Source organism: Sneathiella chinensis, assembly GCF_012720115.1.
GTDB classification, from domain to species: Bacteria; Pseudomonadota; Alphaproteobacteria; order Sneathiellales; family Sneathiellaceae; genus Sneathiella; species Sneathiella chinensis.
Window position 1 is genome coordinate 141,766 of sequence record NZ_VNWN01000002.1, and the last position, 17,281, is coordinate 159,046.

At 58.1% G+C, this 17,281-nt stretch carries 16 protein-coding genes; 10 read left to right on the top strand and 6 right to left on the bottom strand.

The features are described from left to right. Nucleotides 1-113: 113 nt before the first annotated feature. Both FQB27_RS00640 and FQB27_RS00645 read left to right on the top strand, forming a co-directional pair. Nucleotides 114-494 carry a hypothetical protein gene (locus FQB27_RS00640; protein ID WP_169558947.1) on the top strand — a complete coding sequence of 127 codons (381 nt, stop codon included), beginning with the start codon at nucleotides 114-116 and terminating at the stop codon, nucleotides 492-494. A 98-nt stretch (nucleotides 495-592) separates the two neighbouring features. Continuing rightward, a complete protein-coding gene (locus FQB27_RS00645; RefSeq protein ID WP_169558948.1) occupies nucleotides 593-2,719 on the top strand; it encodes a transglycosylase domain-containing protein in 2,127 nt (708 codons plus the stop codon). Between the two features lie 5 nt (nucleotides 2,720-2,724). On the opposite strand, the gene FQB27_RS00650 is transcribed toward FQB27_RS00645, so the two are convergent. The 5 genes from FQB27_RS00650 to FQB27_RS00670 all read right to left on the bottom strand — a co-directional run bounded on the left by FQB27_RS00650 (nucleotide 2,725) and on the right by FQB27_RS00670 (nucleotide 8,246). Further along, nucleotides 2,725-4,407 (bottom strand): acyl-CoA dehydrogenase family protein, encoded by a 1,683-nt coding sequence (locus FQB27_RS00650; RefSeq protein ID WP_169558949.1) that lies wholly within the window; start codon nucleotides 4,405-4,407, stop codon nucleotides 2,725-2,727. Between the two features lie 127 nt (nucleotides 4,408-4,534). After that, complete coding sequence (locus FQB27_RS00655; protein ID WP_169558950.1) at nucleotides 4,535-5,728, bottom strand: multidrug effflux MFS transporter; 1,194 nt, start codon at nucleotides 5,726-5,728, stop codon at nucleotides 4,535-4,537. Nucleotides 5,729-5,779: 51 nt separating this feature from the next. Continuing rightward, nucleotides 5,780-6,514, bottom strand: coding sequence for a M48 family metallopeptidase (locus tag FQB27_RS00660; protein ID WP_169558951.1), 735 nt, complete (start codon nucleotides 6,512-6,514; stop codon nucleotides 5,780-5,782). A 23-nt stretch (nucleotides 6,515-6,537) separates the two neighbouring features. Then, on the bottom strand, nucleotides 6,538-6,987 hold the full coding sequence (locus tag FQB27_RS00665; RefSeq protein ID WP_169558952.1) for a YcgN family cysteine cluster protein: 450 nt from the start codon (nucleotides 6,985-6,987) through the stop codon (nucleotides 6,538-6,540). Nucleotides 6,988-7,010: 23 nt separating this feature from the next. After that, complete coding sequence (locus tag FQB27_RS00670) at nucleotides 7,011-8,246, bottom strand: polyhydroxyalkanoate depolymerase (protein ID WP_169558953.1); 1,236 nt, start codon at nucleotides 8,244-8,246, stop codon at nucleotides 7,011-7,013. Between the two features lie 221 nt (nucleotides 8,247-8,467). On the opposite strand from FQB27_RS00670, the gene FQB27_RS00675 reads away from it, so the two are divergent. Then, the gene (locus tag FQB27_RS00675) at nucleotides 8,468-8,980 is read left to right on the top strand and encodes an ankyrin repeat domain-containing protein (RefSeq protein ID WP_169558954.1); all 513 of its coding nucleotides are present in this window, start codon (nucleotides 8,468-8,470) and stop codon (nucleotides 8,978-8,980) included. 34 nt (nucleotides 8,981-9,014) lie between these two features. Here FQB27_RS00675 and FQB27_RS00680 read toward each other — a convergent pair whose 3' ends face one another. Then, nucleotides 9,015-9,686 (bottom strand): lipid-binding SYLF domain-containing protein, encoded by a 672-nt coding sequence (locus tag FQB27_RS00680; RefSeq protein ID WP_169558955.1) that lies wholly within the window; start codon nucleotides 9,684-9,686, stop codon nucleotides 9,015-9,017. Nucleotides 9,687-9,916: 230 nt separating this feature from the next. Between FQB27_RS00680 and FQB27_RS00685 the strand changes: the two genes are divergently transcribed. From FQB27_RS00685 to rfaE1, 7 genes are all read left to right on the top strand, one after another. Continuing rightward, entirely contained in the window at nucleotides 9,917-10,984 is a 1,068-nt protein-coding gene (locus tag FQB27_RS00685; protein ID WP_169558956.1) for an MBL fold metallo-hydrolase, read from the top strand. 50 nt (nucleotides 10,985-11,034) lie between these two features. Next, nucleotides 11,035-12,360, top strand: a complete 1,326-nt coding sequence (locus FQB27_RS00690; RefSeq protein WP_169558957.1) for an ActS/PrrB/RegB family redox-sensitive histidine kinase — start codon at nucleotides 11,035-11,037, stop codon at nucleotides 12,358-12,360. A gap of 79 nt (nucleotides 12,361-12,439) precedes the next feature. Further along, on the top strand, nucleotides 12,440-12,967 hold the full coding sequence (locus FQB27_RS00695) for an ActR/PrrA/RegA family redox response regulator transcription factor (RefSeq protein ID WP_169558958.1): 528 nt from the start codon (nucleotides 12,440-12,442) through the stop codon (nucleotides 12,965-12,967). A gap of 3 nt (nucleotides 12,968-12,970) precedes the next feature. Further along, the gene (locus FQB27_RS00700) at nucleotides 12,971-13,777 is read left to right on the top strand and encodes a DNA-methyltransferase (protein WP_206374138.1); all 807 of its coding nucleotides are present in this window, start codon (nucleotides 12,971-12,973) and stop codon (nucleotides 13,775-13,777) included. A gap of 96 nt (nucleotides 13,778-13,873) precedes the next feature. Further along, nucleotides 13,874-15,112 carry a glycosyltransferase family 4 protein gene (locus tag FQB27_RS00705; protein WP_169558959.1) on the top strand — a complete coding sequence of 413 codons (1,239 nt, stop codon included), beginning with the start codon at nucleotides 13,874-13,876 and terminating at the stop codon, nucleotides 15,110-15,112. Nucleotides 15,113-15,206: 94 nt separating this feature from the next. Next, entirely contained in the window at nucleotides 15,207-15,785 is a 579-nt protein-coding gene (locus FQB27_RS00710) for a D-sedoheptulose 7-phosphate isomerase (protein WP_169560016.1), read from the top strand. Between the two features lie 4 nt (nucleotides 15,786-15,789). After that, nucleotides 15,790-17,274 (top strand): D-glycero-beta-D-manno-heptose-7-phosphate kinase, encoded by a 1,485-nt coding sequence (gene rfaE1 / locus FQB27_RS00715; RefSeq protein ID WP_169558960.1) that lies wholly within the window; start codon nucleotides 15,790-15,792, stop codon nucleotides 17,272-17,274. Nucleotides 17,275-17,281 lie beyond the last annotated feature (7 nt).

A 17,281-nucleotide genomic window follows, 5' to 3' on the forward strand; every position in this document is an offset into this window, starting at 1 on the left:
TTGAGCGGCGGGAAAGGTTCGCAATCCCGGCGGTCAGGTTAAAACAGATTTTTATCGAGTGGTTTAGGTTTACAACCCGACTGGTTGTGTATTTTGTTACAGGAATTCTCAGAATGAAGAGATTTGCACCCCTTGGACTGGCTATCGCATCTGCCCTTGTCTCCACCTCCGTTCTGGCGGCAAGCTCCGCCTCCCTTGAACTTCGTGAAGACGCCGAATACATGATGCGGAAACTGGCAGAAGACATCCATGCCCAGCGCCTGACCACCCGGGTCATCGATGAAACCCGTGACAAAAGCATCAAGGTCGAAGGCTATGCCCTTGAATTCAAGCCGGCCGCCGTGAACAGCCAGACCGGGGAAAACCTGTCCTGCGCGGTGGTCACCATGCAGTCCGTCATTCGCCCCAAGGGGGAACGCCCGGAAAAGCTGAAACGGACAGCGGAAATCTGCTCTGATGTGAAAAGCGGGCAGATCACACATTACGTGGATTGACTTTCCCCTGAACCTTTCCAAATTTCTGCCTTAAAATCGCACCAGTTTCGGGTACACTCGAAGCTGGTATTTTTTAGGTAGCAGGCTTCCAGTTTTATATGAAAAACCCGTCGGACAAAGGTAAACGCAGCAGTTCCCCGTCAGGAAAGAACTCCCGTTACAAGCAGCGCCCCCCGGCAAAACGGCCTGCCAGTAAAAAAGCCGCTGCCAAACCCACTTCGCCCAAGCGTCCGGCCCGCTCTGCGGCGGCACCCCGTCGCCGGAAGACGGCCCACAGCGGAGCAGGAACCCCTTCACGGGGATGGTTGCGGCCGCTGATCAACTGGGGCGGCACCCTTGTTCTCTGGGGGGTGCTGATCTCTGGGGTGATCCTTGGATATTTCGCCTATACCCTGCCGGATATTTCCGGCATCAATGTGATTGAAAAGCGGCCATCGCTGGTCTTCCAGACGGAAAAAGGCGTTCGCTTTGCCACTTATGGCGACCTTTATGGCAACATGCTCCGGCCCGATGAAATCCCGGAAAACATGAAAAACGCGGTCATGGCCGTGGAAGACAGCCATTTTTACGACCATTTCGGGGTCAATCCGTTCAGCCTTGTCCGCGCCATGTGGCGAAATTATCAGGCGGGCAGGGTAGTTGAAGGGGGCAGCACCATCACCCAGCAGCTGGCCAAGAACCTGTTCCTCAACCCGGACCGGACCCTGCAACGGAAAATCCGCGAGGTTCTGCTCGCCTTCTGGCTGGAAGCCAACTATTCCAAGGATGAAATTCTCGCCCTCTATCTGAACCGGATGTATTTCGGCTCCGGGACCTACGGGATTGATGCCGCTGCCCGGAAGTATTTCTCGAAACCCGCCCGCGACCTGACCATCGCCGAGGCAGCCATGCTGGCCGGCCTGTTGAAGGCGCCGACCTATTACGCCCCCACCGCCAATCTGGATCGGGCCCAGCAACGCTCAACCGTTGTCATCCGCCGCATGGAAGCAGAGGAATTCATCACCCCGGCAACGGCCAACGCCCTGGTCAAGGCCCCGGCCACCCTTCGCAATGCGGGCAGCAACTTCCGCAATGTGCGGTATTTTTCAGACTGGGTGGTCAGCGAGGTTCGCTCCTATATCGGGCGGACGGAAGAAGACCTGATTGTCCGCACCACCCTTGATCTGGACCTGCAGACAAATGCGGAACAGTCGCTGGAAAGCCAACTGAAAACCAACAGCAAGAAATATAACGTCTCGCAGGCGGCCCTGATCACCATGACCCCCACAGGGGCGGTCAAGGCCATGGTGGGCGGCAGGAACTATGCCCGTTCGTCGTTCAACCGGGCTGTCTCCGCCCAGCGGCAACCGGGTTCCGTCTTCAAGACAGTTGTCTATACGGCTGGCTTTGAAAAGGGCCGCGCCCCCGATGATGTCTATATGGACGGACCTGTGAATATTGGTGGCTGGAAGCCCCATAACTACAGCCGCCGCTATGACGGGGCCATGAGTCTGCGCGAGGCCTATTCCCGGTCCATCAACACCATCGCCGTCAAACTGACCGAGGATATCGGGCGGGGCGCCGTTGCCAGTACGGCCCGGAAAATGGGCCTGACCGGCAAGATCCCGACCCACCCGTCCATTTCCCTTGGCACCAACGAGGTTTCCCTTGTGGAAATGACCTCGGCCTATGCGGTGATTGCCAATGGCGGGTATGGCGTTCTGCCCTACGGCGTTCTGGAAATCAAAACCGCCTCCGGGAAGGTGCTGTACCAGCGGCATGGCTCCGGTCTTGGCCGTCAGCTTAGCGCCCGGACCGTCAACCACATGCGCAGCATCATGACCACCGCCATCCAGAGCGGGACCGGCCGCAACGCCAATCCGGGCTTCCCGGCGGCTGGCAAGACCGGCACCACACAGGACTACCGCGATGCGTGGTTTATCGGCTTTACCCCGTCACTGGTGACCGGTGTCTGGTTCGGCAATGACGACGGGTCGGCCACCAAGAAGGTCACCGGCAGCAACCTGCCGGCACTGGCATGGCGGGATTTCATGAAAGCCTCTACCGGGGCAAGCGACCGGATTGCCTTTGCCCGCGAGAAAGAACCCCTTTCCGACAGCAGCATCTGGCAGAAGATCATCCAGACCTTCGGCAGCAGCAGCACCCCCGCCCGGTCAGGAAGCGGGACGAGCAACCCCGTCCCCGGTGTTCCTGAATACCCGACCGGGGCCACCGACCGGCCCTAAACCCGTCAGCTTGTGAAAAGACTGCCGGCGGCGCGCTCCAGGATAAAGTCCACAGGCGCCCCGTCGGGCAGGGTCCCGTACGCCAGACCGCCATGGGGCCCCAACCGGGTGGCAGCAAAGGTGTCCGACACCTCATTCGGGGCATGGCGGATCAGGATATTGGCCTGCAACAGCTTGGCCATCTGTTCGGTGAACCAGCGGGCCCGGCTTTCGGAAACGGCGCCCGTGGCGAGGCTGTCGCGAACTTCCTTGAACGCCGCATCATAATGGGGGTTGGCGCCTGACGCCTCTTTCAGTTCCGCGACCAGCGCCTCAACGCTTTCCGGCTCCCGCCCCATGGCCCTCAGCACGTCAAGGCACATCACGTTGCCCGATCCCTCCCAGATGGAGTTCACCGGGCTTTCCCGGTACATGCGTCCCAGAATATTTTCCTCCACATATCCGGACCCGCCGTGACATTCCATCGCCTCATACACAAAATTGGGGGTGCGCTTGCAGACCCAATATTTGCCAATGGCTGTCCCGATCCGTTTATACCCCTGTTCAAGCGGGCTTTTTTCCGCCCGATCAAAGGCCCCGGCGACGCGCATCATCAACTGGCTGGCCGCCTCGCTTTCCAGCGCCATGTCGGCAAGAAGGGTCCGCATCAGCGGCTGGTCGATCAGCCGTTTCTGGAAAACCCGGCGATTGTTGGCATGATACAAAGCCTGCACCAACCCGGTCCGCATCAGCGCCGCCGATCCCATGATACAGAACAGGCGGGTATGCTGGACCATTTCAATAATTGTCGGCACGCCGCGCCCTTCCGGCCCCACCATAACCGCATAGGTATCAATGAATTCCATCTCGCTGGATGCGTTGGAACGGTTCCCCACCTTGTCTTTCAGACGCTGGATAAACAGGTTGTTGCGGCTGCCATCCGGCTTCCAGCGGGGCAGGAAGAAACAGGTCAGGCCGTTCTCCGTATAGGCAAGGGTCAGGAACGCATCGGACATGGGGGCAGAGCAGAACCACTTGTGACCGTTTAGCAGGTAAGCCTTGCCCGGACCGGTTTCCGCCCCGACAGGTGTGGCCTTTGTACTGTTGGCGCGAACGTCCGATCCCCCCTGTTTCTCGGTCATGAACATGCCCATGGTCATGCCGGTTTTCTCACTCCACGGGATCGACCGGCGATCATACTCATCAGACAGCAGTGCATCCTTCAGGGACGCAAAAATATCCGCCTGCGCCGTCAGGGCCGGATAAACCGCATAGGTCATGGCCATGGGGCAACTGACGCCGCCTTCGGTCTGGTTAAACAGATAGGCCAGCACCATCTGGGCCGCATGGGCACCGTCCTTGCCGTCATGGGCCCACGCAAAATTATGTACCCGTCCCTTCATGGCAATGCCCATCAGGTCATGATAGGCGGGGTGGAATTCCACCTCGTTGATGCGGCGGCCATAGGGGTCAAACGGGCGGATTTCTGGGCTGTGCTTATCCGCCTGCCGGGCCAGATCGCGGCTTTCCGCCCGGCCCATGACGGCCCCGAAACCGGTCATTTCCGGCTCCGCCCAGGTGGCATTTTCCCGCTGAACGGCCTCCTGCAACGCCACATCAATGGCATACAGGTTGATATCGCCCATGGCAGCGGGCTGGTTTTCCACCTCGTGGGTGGGAAGATGGGACATGGGGGCACGAATGGACATGACTTTCCTCACGCTGATACATATCTGTTTTTTCTTGTTAAACAGATGGTGCCCCATTCCAGACAGGCAAACAAGATTGACGCAGCGTCAAGGAGATCGCTTTTTCAGGCTATCCTGAAATGCCGTCTCAAGGGTCGCGGCGGAAAACCGTCAGATGGAAAAACACGATGGTTGCCCCGCCCACCAGGAAGATGATCCAGGCCATGGGCATCTGGGTGCCATTGAACAGCAAGGCAAGCAGCATCCCGACCAGTCCGGAAAATCCCAGACTGAGAAATCCGGCAAGGGCTGCCGCCGATCCGGCCATCTTGGGAAAGGGAGACATGGCGCCGGCCTGGGACTGGGGCATGACAATGCCAACCCCCATATTATAGAGAAGCATCGGCAGCGCCGCCGCCAACGCATGACGGATATCGGCAAAGGCCAGCAGCAGAAGCAGTGCCCCGCCCAGAAAACAGAAGGAAACGCCCACCTGCAAGGATCGTTTTAACCCTGCCTGCCGGGTCAGGATCGGGCCAAGAACGGTCCCTGTAATGAACCCAAGCACCACCAGACCGAAATAATAGCCGAATTGCTCCGCTGGCAGGCCAAACACATCAATCAGCACAAAGGACGAGTTGGAGATATAGGCAAAGAAGCCGGAAAAGCACAGGGCCACCACCCCGGCATAGGCCTGAAACTCGGGATGGCGGATCAGGAAGCCGTAATTCTGGAAAACCCGCCCCAGCCCCAAAGGCTGACGGTTTTCCCGCGGGCTGGTTTCCTCTACCCCGAAGACAACCACCACTGTCAGAATAACCCCGTACAGGGCCAAAACCATGAAAATACCGGGCCATTTCCAGAAAACCGCGATATACCCGCCAATAACCGGGGCAATGGCCGGGGCCAACCCCATGATGGTCCCCATGCGGGACAATTCCCGGGCGGCGTCCTGACGTTCAAACAGGTCCCGGACCATGGCCCGCGGGATCACCACCCCCGTACAAACACCGACCGACTGCAGGAACCGCCAGACAACAAGCTGCTCGATCGAGGTGGCAACCGTACAGGCCAGACTGGACAGGATAAAGATCAGCAGGCCCGCAATCAGGACCGGCTTGCGGCCAAACCGATCGGTGAGGGGGCCGACAACAAGCTGGAATGTGGCCAAACCCGCAATAAACACACTGAGGGTTAGTTGAACTTCAAAAACACTGGCCGAAAAATCTTTTTCAAGGGTCGGCAGGGAGGGAAGATACATATCCGTTGCCAACGGCCCCAGAGCCACGGCGGCAGCCAGAAACATGGTAAAAGAAACTGTACCGGGTACCAGTAATTTCATAGGCTTTCAGATAGTGTCCCTGCTTTCTGTCCCTGTCATGACGGAAGCCGGTTACCCACCATAGCGGTGCACACCCGCCCCGTTCTCCCGTAGCCACCGGCGTTCCTGCCGGCTGTCCCCAAACAGCAAGGTAACCGTATCCCAGAATTCCTGCGAATGGTTCATATGCCGAAGATGGGCAACTTCATGAGCTATAACATAATGACAGACATTTTCCGGCATGAATATCAACCGCCACGAAAAATTAAGCCGTCTGGCAGACGAACAACTTCCCCATCGGGACGTCTGGTCCCGAACCGAAATCCCGGCAATCCGCACCTCCAAGCGATCTGCATAACGCTGCGCCTGGTCTGTGATATGGTTCCGAATTTCCTTTTTCATCCAATCGGTTACCCGGCGCGGCAGATGGGAACTCTCCCCCGCTACATAAAGACATCCCGCCTCGCGCCAGACAAAGCCGCGCTGTTCCGGCACATGCCGGATCACGTGGTCCACGCCAAAAAGGGGAACAAGGGCACCGTCGGCAAAAACAACCGGAGTGGGCAGGGCGGCGGCTGTCTCGGCGATCCAATCCCGCTGTTCCTGAAGGAAGGCATATCCGGTCTTCAGGGGAACCGACCGGGGCAAAACCAGAACAATGCCCTGTGCGGCCCCGACCTTGATCTTCATTTTCCGGGCGCGGCTGGATCGCTGTACCGTCACAGGCACTTCCCGTCCCGCCACCCGGATCATGGGGACTGTCTCCGGCGGGGCCGGGCGCAGCGGCTTACCGATCCGCCTTTTCAACAGGTTTGAAAGCGGATTTCCGGTCAGGGAATATCCTCCTCCGGCCAGTCGGTGATATGATCTTCCAGATCGCCGGCCACCCGTTCCGATATGGACCGCCCGCGAACGGACATCCCGGCGGTGTGAACTGTTTCCGGATCACCGGATATCAGGGGATGCCACCAGGCCAGCGTTTTCCCCTCTGCCAACCGGCGATAGGCGCAGGTTTTCGGCATCCAGCCAAATTCGGTAATATTGGCGGCGGTCATGGTGACGCAATCGGGCACCAACAGGGACCGCTTGGCATAGTTTTTACACTGGCAGGTTCCAAGATCAAGCTGGCGGCACGCTACATTGGTATAGGCCAGTTCCAGCGTATCCTCATCTTCCAGCTTGAGAAGGCAGCATTTACCGCAACCATCGCACAGGGATTCCCACTGTTCCGCCGTCATGTCGGCAAGGGAAGTGGTCTCCCAGAAAGGCTTATCCGTCACATCAATTTCCGTAGCAGTCAAAGTCAGGCTGAGGCCATCTTATCATGCTTGCGAATGAATTTGGCAATACGCGGCGCGATCTCGCGGGTGAATTTCGATCCGTTGAAGACGCCGTAATGACCAACGCCCTTTTGTTCGTAATGTTCGCGCTTGGCCTTTGGCAGGTTGGTGCAGATATCATGGGCGGCGACGGTCTGGCCAATCCCGGAAATGTCATCCAACTCGCCCTCGATGGTCATCAGCGCCGTGTTGCGAATGGCAGTGGTATCCACCAGCCGGTCGCCGCGATACATCATTTCACCCTTGGCAAGGCTTTGTTTCTGGAACACGGTTTCAATGGTCTGCAGGTAATATTCGGCGCTCAGATCCATAACCGCATTATATTCCGCATAAAACTTCCGGTGTTTATCGGCGCTGTCGCCATCGCCTTCCACCAGATGTTCGAACTGTTTCAGGTGGGCTTCCATATGGCGGTCCAAATTCATGGACACAAAGCCCCCCAATTGCAGAAAGCCGGGGTACACCCGCCGAAATACACCGGGATATCCCATCGGCACATGATGAATGACGGTTCTTTCAAACCAGTCGAGGGAATGATCCATGGCCAGCTTGCAGGGCACGGTCGGATGACGGCGGGTATCAATGGGGCTGCCCATCAGGGTGACGGTCAGGGGGGTATCGGGATCGTTATCCTCTGCCATCAGGGCCAGCGCCGCAAGAACCGGTACACCGGGCTGACAAACCGCCATCACATGGGTGTCCGGGCCCAGAACCCGCAGGAATTCGCGCACATAATCGATATAGTCATCCAGATCGAAGGCCCCTTCATAAAGGGGCACCGCTGACGCGTCCCGCCAGTCCGTGATATAAACATCATGGTCCGGCAGCATGGTTTCCACCGTTCCCCGCAGCAAGGTGGCAAAATGACCGGACATGGGGGCGACCATCAGGACTTTCGGATCGTTGCGGTCCGTTTCCCGGCGGAAATGCTTCAACTGGCCGAATGGTAGCCGGTGGATAATCTGCTCGGCGACCGGGACAGATTTACCGTCCACCACAGTCTCGTGAATGCCGAAGGCCGGTTTTCCGTGATACTGGGTGCTTTCCGAAAACAGCTCATACGCCGCGGCCAATGTGCGGGCCTGCGGGGTTTTGGACAGGGGATTAAAGGGACTGCGCAGGGCTTGTGACTGAAGCTGCGCGGCCATGCGAACCGGGGACAGGGCGAGCTTCTGAAGCTCATTGAACTGGTAAAGCATGGATCTGGTACTCCTGATACATCGGAAGCGCCGCACGGGATATCAGAGGGTTTCCGGGCACTTCAAGATTTCGCTGCATCGCAGCATAACACAGATTTTGGTAAATTTATCTAGCATTATTTGCCTACAAATATTAACACCTGTTAGAATCCTCACTACCATAACGAGATAAGGATCAGGAAATGGGACTTAACCCACGGATATTATGTGTGTTTTTTCTGATGCTTTTGCCGCATACAGCAACAGCCAACTCCCTGTTTGGAGAGCATGAACTTTTCGCCGCCGCGACCAGAGGCGACGTCAGCACCATCGAACAGGCGCTGTTGAACGGTGAAAATGTCAATATCAGGAACAACAAGCGTGTCCCGCTGATCAATCACGCCGCCACGGTCGGCTCGTTGGCGGCGGTCGAAGCGTTGCTGAAATTCGGGGCCAAGGTGGATTTGGCAGACCGATACGGCAATACCGCCCTGATCCAGGCAGCTGCCCTTGGCAATCTGGATATCGTCAAACGCCTTATCGAGGCGGATGCCGATGTGAATGCGGAAACATCCCAAGGGGAAACCGCCCTCATGAAATCAGCCAGAAACGGTCATCTGGACGTGGTCAAGATCCTGCTCCAGAACAATGCCGATGTGATGCTGACGGACTTTACCGGCCGCTCGGCCCTTGATCGGGCAAGCGAGAACCGGCATCACAAAATCGTCCGATTGCTGGAAACCCAGCAGCGATAGGATCGCGATAAGCGATAAACGCTCCCTTGATGGGTCAGGGGGCCTCTGCCGCCTTGAGGGAGGCTTTCAGCGGACCGGCCTGCGCCTTGTCCACTTTGCGCTCGATCACCACGTCATGGGCGGTTACAGGCTGTCCGTAATAGGCGTTTAGCCAGTCTTCCTTCGCATCAAGGACCGACCCTTCCACAGACGCGCCGATAAACAGGCCCGCAGTCTTGGCGAAGGAAAATACATCCACATCCATGTTGGTGGTTGAGGATGCGCCCACATTCTTGCCCATTGGCCCGACAGCGGCACTGAGATCCCCGCCCAGCTTGACCTGGTTCTTGATGATGGCCTCAAGCCCCTTGTCGGTCATGATAACCAGCACAAGTTCCTTGGCCTCGGCCCCGATCTGCAGGCCCAGACTGGCCTGTCCCATGGTGTAGAAGGCCGGGGCGCTCCAGTTTCCGGCGCCATCCCGGCCAAGAAGAACCCCCGTGCCGCCCGCGCCGCCAATGATGAACCCGGCTTTCAGGACCTGCGGAAACACCACAATCCCCTTCGAGACAGCCAACAGTTTCCGGAATTGCGCCATATCCGACTGGGCAGCAAGGGCATCCACCGTCATCTTGGCCTTTTCGACCAGTTGTTCCTGCTCGCTGGCGGCGGCGGAAAGCCCCGGTGACATCAGCAGCAAAGCGCCTGCCAGAACGGATGTCATCATGGAACGGCGTGTATACGAGATTTTCTTGAACATGCATCCCCCGATCGGACTGGAAGGGCCGGGTTGACCCAGTTATTCAGTTTATCTTAATGAAACGGGATTGCCTAGTATCCGCAAGAGGCCTTGACAGTCTGCAATACAATTTTTCCCGCCCCGGAAAATCATGATTTCCCGCATGATTTCCGGTTGGATTATTTAAAAGACCGCATAAATGTGACATTAGTAAGTTCATGATATCCTTGGACTCCGCACAAGACCAACGGGAGGCCCGTGTGAACAGTTTCGACAAGATCCAGAAAAACCCTGCAACCGAGGACCGGGGCACCCCCCACCATGCGGGGAAACGGTTCCGAAACCTGCCGAACGGGACATTAAGAAAACCCCGGCGCCGAACCTATATGTCCTTCATCCTGAGAATGATGCGATACGGCCGGGAAAAGGTGACCATTCCCGACGGGCATGTGATCCCGCAGGCCGACGCCGCCCGCCAGATGCAGTCCCTGCTGTCTACAGATACGGATTTCATGACCTGGCTGGGACAGGCCTGTTTCCTGATCCGCATTGACGGAAAGATCATCCTGACCGACCCGTATCTGTCCAGCCATGCCTCGCCGACCCGCATGGCCGGGCCGAAACGCTTTGTCGAACCGGGCCTGCATCTGAATGACCTGCCCGAGATTGACTATATGGTCCTGTCCCATAATCACTATGACCATCTGGACACCCGCACGGTCCGGCAATTGCGCGACCGTCACAGCGACATGACCATTGTGGTGCCCTTGCGTCTTGGCCGGTTCTTTCACCGACGCGGTTTTTCAAACGTGATCGAGATGGACTGGTGGGACAGCCACGATACCGGCCCCTTCCGGATTCATGCCCTGCCCTCCCAGCATTGGTCGAAACGCACCCCGTTTGACCGCAATCGCAGCCTGTGGGCCTCCTTTTCCTTTGAAGGACAGCGCAACAAGATCTTTTTCAGCGGCGATACGGGATACGCCCCCCTGTTCAAGGATATTGGCCGGGACTATGGCCCGTTCGATTACAGCCTTGTGGGCATCGGGGCCTATGAACCCCGGGAAATCATGAAGGCCCACCATACCAACCCGGAAGAAGCCGTGCTGATCGGCAATGATGTGCAAAGCCGCAATATCGTGGCCATGCACTGGGGAACGGTGCGGCTGACCGATGAGCCTTTGTTCGAACCGCCCGGCCGCTTCTTGCAGGCCAGCCGTGAAGCAGGATATGATGATCACCAATCCTGGGTAATGAGTATCGGGGAAAGCCGCGCACTGGACTGATCCGCGCCCGTCTTTCCGTCCGGGCATGACAAACGAGGTCCGAGCGCGACATGACCACTGCTGATCTTTCCGCCAAGAAACCAGACACCGAACTGCTAACCGCCTCGCAAGGGGTGCGTATCCAGTCGCTTGTCTTTATCCGCTGGCTGGCGGTTCTGGGACAGGCCTTCGCCATCTTTCTGGTGCAGTGGGGCATGCATTACGACATCCCCCTGATCCCCGCCTTCCTTCTGGTCGGGGCCAGTGCCGTGGTCAATATTCTGGTCACCCTCAGTTACAAGAGCACCGCCCGCTTGTCGGACGGCGGGGCCATTCTCTATCTGGTGTATGATGCCCTGCAACTGTCCGGTCTTCTGTATCTGACCGGCGGGCTGACCAACCCGTTCGCCATTCTGTTTCTGGTGCCGGTCACCATTTCGGCCACCAACCTGTCGCTTCGGGGCACCATCTTTCTTGGGGTGACCACGCTGGTCTGCATCAGTTTTCTGGCAGTTTATCACGAGCCCCTGCCGCTGCAGGGAACAGAGCTCAAGCTGACCAACACCTATATTCTGGCCACGTGGTCGGCACTGGTTCTTGGCACCATCTTCCTGTCCGGGTATGCGTGGCGCATCTCGTCCGATGGCCGGGCCATGAACGACGCCCTGACCGCCGCCCGGCTGGCGCTGGCGCGGGAGCAGCAACTTTCGGCCGTGGGCGGGATCGCCGCCGCCGCCGCCCATGAGCTTGGCACCCCCCTCAACACCATTTTGCTGGTTTCCAAGGAATTGTCCCGCGAATTGCCGGAAGGCAGCGAATTTGCCGAGGACGCTCACCTGCTGCACAATCAGGCGAAAAAATGCGCCGAGGTGCTGGAGCAGCTTTCCAAGGGGCCGTCCTCAAACCGGTTCCTGCAGCGGGATGCCCATCACAACTATCTGCCCTTTCAAAGCCTGATGTCGCTTGTTGTGGATAAAAACACCGATATGGACACCGGCATCGAGGTCGTCATCGAGACAAACGGCGATCTGGACAACCAGCCGAAACTCTATGCCACGCCGGAAATTCTCTACAGCCTTGGGAACCTTGTCAGCAATGCCGCCGAATTTGCCCGCAAGAAAGTAACCCTGTCCCTGTATTGGGACCTCAAGGCCGTTCGGGCCACCATTCAGGACGATGGTCCCGGCTTCAGCGAGGAAATCCTCGCCCGGTTGGGGGAGCCTTATACCTCCAGCCGGGCAGGGCGGGGCGGCATGGGTCTCGGGGTTTTCATCTCCGAGATGCTGATCCGCCATTCCGGCGGTAATATCCGCTTTGGCAATGCAAAGGAAGGGGGCGCCCGGGTCACGATCGAATGGTCTCGCGGGCGACTTGAAAAAGAAAATCCCTATGGATAACCTTCTTGCCGCTGCCATCTTGTGCTAGTCTGTCTGCTGATGGGACACACATCAGAAGTTGAAAGGAACCCGGTTCAGTATGGAAGATAAACGACTTCTAATTGTTGATGATGATGAAATTTTCCTGAACCGTCTTGGCCGGTCCATGGAACGCAAGGGTTTCCTGACAACGCTGGCCGGCAGTGTCCGGGAAGGCATCGAGAAAGCCCAGTCCGCCAATGCGGATTATGCGGTGGTGGACCTGCGTCTTGAAGATGGCAGCGGCCTTGATGTGGTCGAGGCGGTGCGCAAATATTCCCCCGACGCCCGGATTGTCATGCTGACCGGATACGGCAATATCGCCTCCGCCGTGGCGGCGGTGAAGGCCGGTGCCGTTGACTATCTGGCCAAGCCCGCCGATGTGGATGACATCATCAATGCCCTCAATGCCACCGGCAACGAGAAACCCGCGCCGCCTGAAAATCCCATGTCCGCCGACCGGGTCCGCTGGGAACATATCCAGCGTGTTTATGAGCTTTGCAATCACAATATGTCCGAAACCGCCCGCCGCCTGAACATGCACCGCCGGACGCTGCAACGGATCATGGCAAAACGGTCGCCGCAATAATCCATGATGAACACCACCCACATATGCCGGGTCGGCGATGCCGTCGCCGAATTGTCCCGGTTGCCGGAAAACAGCGTTGACCTGATTGTTGCCGACCCGCCCTATAACCTTGGGAAAAACTATGGCAACAATATCGACCTGAAAGACCGTCAGGAATATCAGGAATTTTCTCGCAACTGGCTGCAACAGGCCCACCGGGCCCTGAAACCCGGCGGGTCCCTTTATTGTTTCATGGGGGTCAAGTTCATTGCCCGGCTGTATATCCTGCTGGAAGAGGAACTGGCCATGACCCCGCAAGGCTGGATCACCTGGCATTACACCCAGGGCATGGGCCGAAAACGCGGATTTTCGCCCCGTCATGAGGATATCCTGTGGTTTTCAAAAGGCCCTGACGCCACCTTCAATCTGGATGATGTCCGGGTGCCACAAAAATACTTCCGGAAGCGGAACAATATGGCCGGGGCCAATCCGGGGGATGTCTGGCAATTCAGCCATGTGCATTATTGTGCCGCCGAACGCCAGCCCCACCCGACCCAGAAGCCCGAGGCCCTGATCGAACGGATCATCGCCGCCTCGTCCGATCCCGGTGATCTGGTGGTTGATCCCTTTGTCGGCAGCGGCACCACGGCCCGGGTCGCCCGTATTCTGGGGCGTAACTCGACCAGCTTTGACATCAACCCCGATTATGTGGCCATGACGGAACAACGGCTGGCCGCGCCGTTTGACGGCTTTGACAGCATCGATCCCCGCAAGGAAAGGGCGCCGAAGGACCTTCCCGCATCGGAGCGGGTTCCCGATCCGGCGGAATAACAGGCGGACGGAAAAGTTTGGGTTGATTTGCATGTAAGTAAATACTCATAATCCGAACACACACTCTGTTCGACTGGGGGGAGGTCAGGAGAGACAATGCGGGTTCTGTTTCTGCACAACAATTTTCCGGCACAATACCGGCATGTGGCCCGCAAACTGGGTGAAGAGAAGGAAAATCAGGTCATATTCGCGTCCCACCGGGCGGCCGAGAAAATCCCCGGTGTGGTCAATGTGCTGTACAAGCCCCACCGGGAAGGGTCCGAGAAAACCCATCACTATCTTCGCAGTACGGAAAGCGCCGTTATCAACGGCCAATCCCTGTTCAAGCTGTGTATTGACCTCAAGAAAAAGGGGTTTTCCCCGGATATCATCTGCGCCCATTCGGGATGGGGGCCGGCCCTCTATGTGAAAGAGGTCTTTCCCCATGCCCGGCTGCTCTGTTATTTCGAATGGTATTACCACGCCTTTGGATCGGATGCGGATTTCCTGCAGGATTCCAACATCGGCTATGATGACGCGGGGCGCATCCGAACCAAGAACATGCCCCTGTTGATGGATCTGGCCCATTGCGACTGGGGGCAGGTGCCCACACAGTTTCAGGCCGCGCAAATCCCGAAGGTTTTTCATTCCAAGCTGTCGGTCCTGCATGACGGGGTGGACACGGATTTCTTCAAACCGGACCCGGACGCCCCGAAAAAGTTCGGCGCCCTTGATCTTAGCCATGCGGATGAAATCCTGACCTATGCCACCCGCGGCATGGAGCCCTATCGCGGGTTTCCCGAATTCATGCGGGCGGCGGCACTGCTGCTGAAGGAACGGCCCAACCTGCATGTGGTGGTGGTTGGGCAGGACCGGGTGGCCTATGGCAAGAAGCGCCCGGATGGCAAGGGCTGGGGCGAGGCCATGGTCGAAGAACTGAAGCCGGACAGGGACCGCCTTCATTTTACCGGGCTGCTGCCCTATGCCGATTATGTGAAGGTGCTTCAGGCCTCCACCGTGCAGGCCTACCTGACCGTGCCGTTTGTCCTGTCATGGTCGCTGATTGAAAGCCTGTCCTCAGGGGCGCTTGTGGTGGCATCGGATACGGCCCCTGTGCGCGAGGTCATTCGCGATGGGGAAAACGGCTTCCTCAGCGACTTTTTCGATCACGAGGCACTGGCCCGCCGCATTGCCTTTGTGCTGGACAATCACAAGGACCTCCAATCCGTTCGCGAGGCGGCGCGAAACACGGTTCTGGAAACCTATTCCCACCAGAAACTGTTGCCGCGTCAACTTCAGCTTATCCGGGATGTGGCTGCCGGAACCCTTCCCCCGACCGAGGGCAGCATGGAATAATTCGGGCAGGCCCAGAATAAAGTCGGCATTTACAGACGGTTCCGGTCTATACTATTACCCATTGGAACAACCTTAATCATCAGTGGACCGTTTGGTGGAACCTTTAACCTATTTTCAGGAAGAACTGGAAGATCACGCGCGGGTTTTGGCCGCAACACAAGCCGCCCTTGCCGCCCCGTTTGAAGCCCTGCTGGATGCTTGGGTCACATCGGTCCGACAAGGCGGGAAAATCCTGTTTTTCGGAAACGGGGGCAGCGCCGCCGATGCCCAGCATCTTGCCGCCGAACTGGTTGTCCGCTTTATCAAGGATCGCGCCCCCATTGCCGCCCTTGCCCTGAATACGGATACATCGGCCCTGACCGCCGGGGCCAACGACCTTGGATATGACGCTGTTTTTGCCCGCCAGATCGAGGCGCTGGGGCGTCCCGGCGACGTGGCCGTGGGGATTTCCACCTCCGGGACCAGTCCCAATGTGGTCGCCGGCCTGAAAATGGCCCGTGAAAAAGGACTGGTAACAGCCGCCCTGACCGGACGGGACGGGGGCATCATGCCGGATCTGGCCGATCATGTTCTGACCATCCCCTCAGACAGTACCCGCCGGATACAGGAAATGCATATCACCCTTGGTCATATGCTGTGCGGCGCCCTTGAAATAAAACTGAAACTGGTGTGACCTGATGGAATTGGCCGGTACCCTCGTTCCCCTGATTGATCGCTTCAAATCCATTCATGTGCTGTGTCTTGGCGATGTGATGCTGGACCGTTTCACCTATGGCAGTGCCGCCCGCATTTCGCCGGAAGCCCCCATCCCGGTGCTGGGGATCAGCCACCGGCAATCCATGCTGGGCGGGGCCGGAAACGTGGTCCGAAATGTTCTTTCGCTGGGCGGAACAGCCACCCTTGTGGGCGTGGTCGGGGATGATGCGGAAGGCCGCGAGGTTCAGTATCTTCTGGAAAAGGAACAGGGCCTGACCCCGGCGCTTGTCTCATCGGGCCGCCGTCCCACAACCGTCAAGACCCGCTATATCGCTGATGGGCAGCAACTGCTTCGCGCCGATGCCGAAGCGACCCACCCGCTGGCCGGGGATACGGGCGACCGGGTTGTGGCCGCCTTTGAAACCGCCCTCACGGCGGCCGATGTGGTCATTTTATCCGATTATGCCAAGGGGGTTCTGTCCGACGATATCCTGACACGGGTTATTGCCGCCGCCAAAAAGGCCGGAAAACCGATTGTGGCGGACCCGAAATCCACCGATTTCAGGCGCTATGCCGGGGTCACCCTCCTGACCCCCAACCGCAAGGAAATGATCGCGGCGGCGAACCTGCCCTGTGGCACCGACAGCGAAGTGGAGAAAGCCGCTCGCCTGACGCTTGAGCGGGACGGGATCGACACGCTTCTTGTCACCCGCTCCGAAGCGGGCATGAGCCTGATCACCCGCGAGGAAAGCCACCATGTCCCGGCTGAGGCCCGCGAGGTTTTCGATGTGTCCGGCGCCGGGGACAGCGTTATTGCCTGCCTGTCCCTTGCCATCGGGGCCGGGGCCAGCCGCGTTTCCGCCGTTCGTCTTGCCAATATGGCGGGCGGTATCGTTGTCGCCAAGTCCGGAACCGCCGCCGTCACCCAGGACGAACTTCTGGCCGCGCTTCACAATGCGGATATACACACCGCAGATGAAAAAATCACCAGCCTGTCGCAGGCGAAAGACATTGTTGACGGATGGCGGGCACGAGGCCTGAAAGTCGGCTTTACAAACGGATGCTTCGATCTGATCCATCCCGGACATATTTCCCTGATCAACCAGTCCAAGGCGGAATGCGACCGGTTGATCGTGGGCCTGAATACGGATGACAGTATCCGCCGCCTGAAAGGCCCGGACCGCCCGGCCACCAACGAGGTTTCCCGTGCCATTGTGCTGGCCAGCCTTGAGGCAGTCAATCTTGTGGTGCCCTTCGCCGAGGATACCCCCATGCGGCTGATTGAGGCCCTGTTGCCGGATGTTCTGGTGAAGGGGGCCGATTATACCATTGAAACCGTTGTCGGTTCCGATCTGGTCCAGTCTTATGGCGGGCGGGTGCATCTTGCCGAACTGAAAGAAGGCTACAGCACCACCAGAACCATCCAGCGGTTGCTGGAAATGGACAAGGACAGCGGCCAGAATTGAAAGAAAG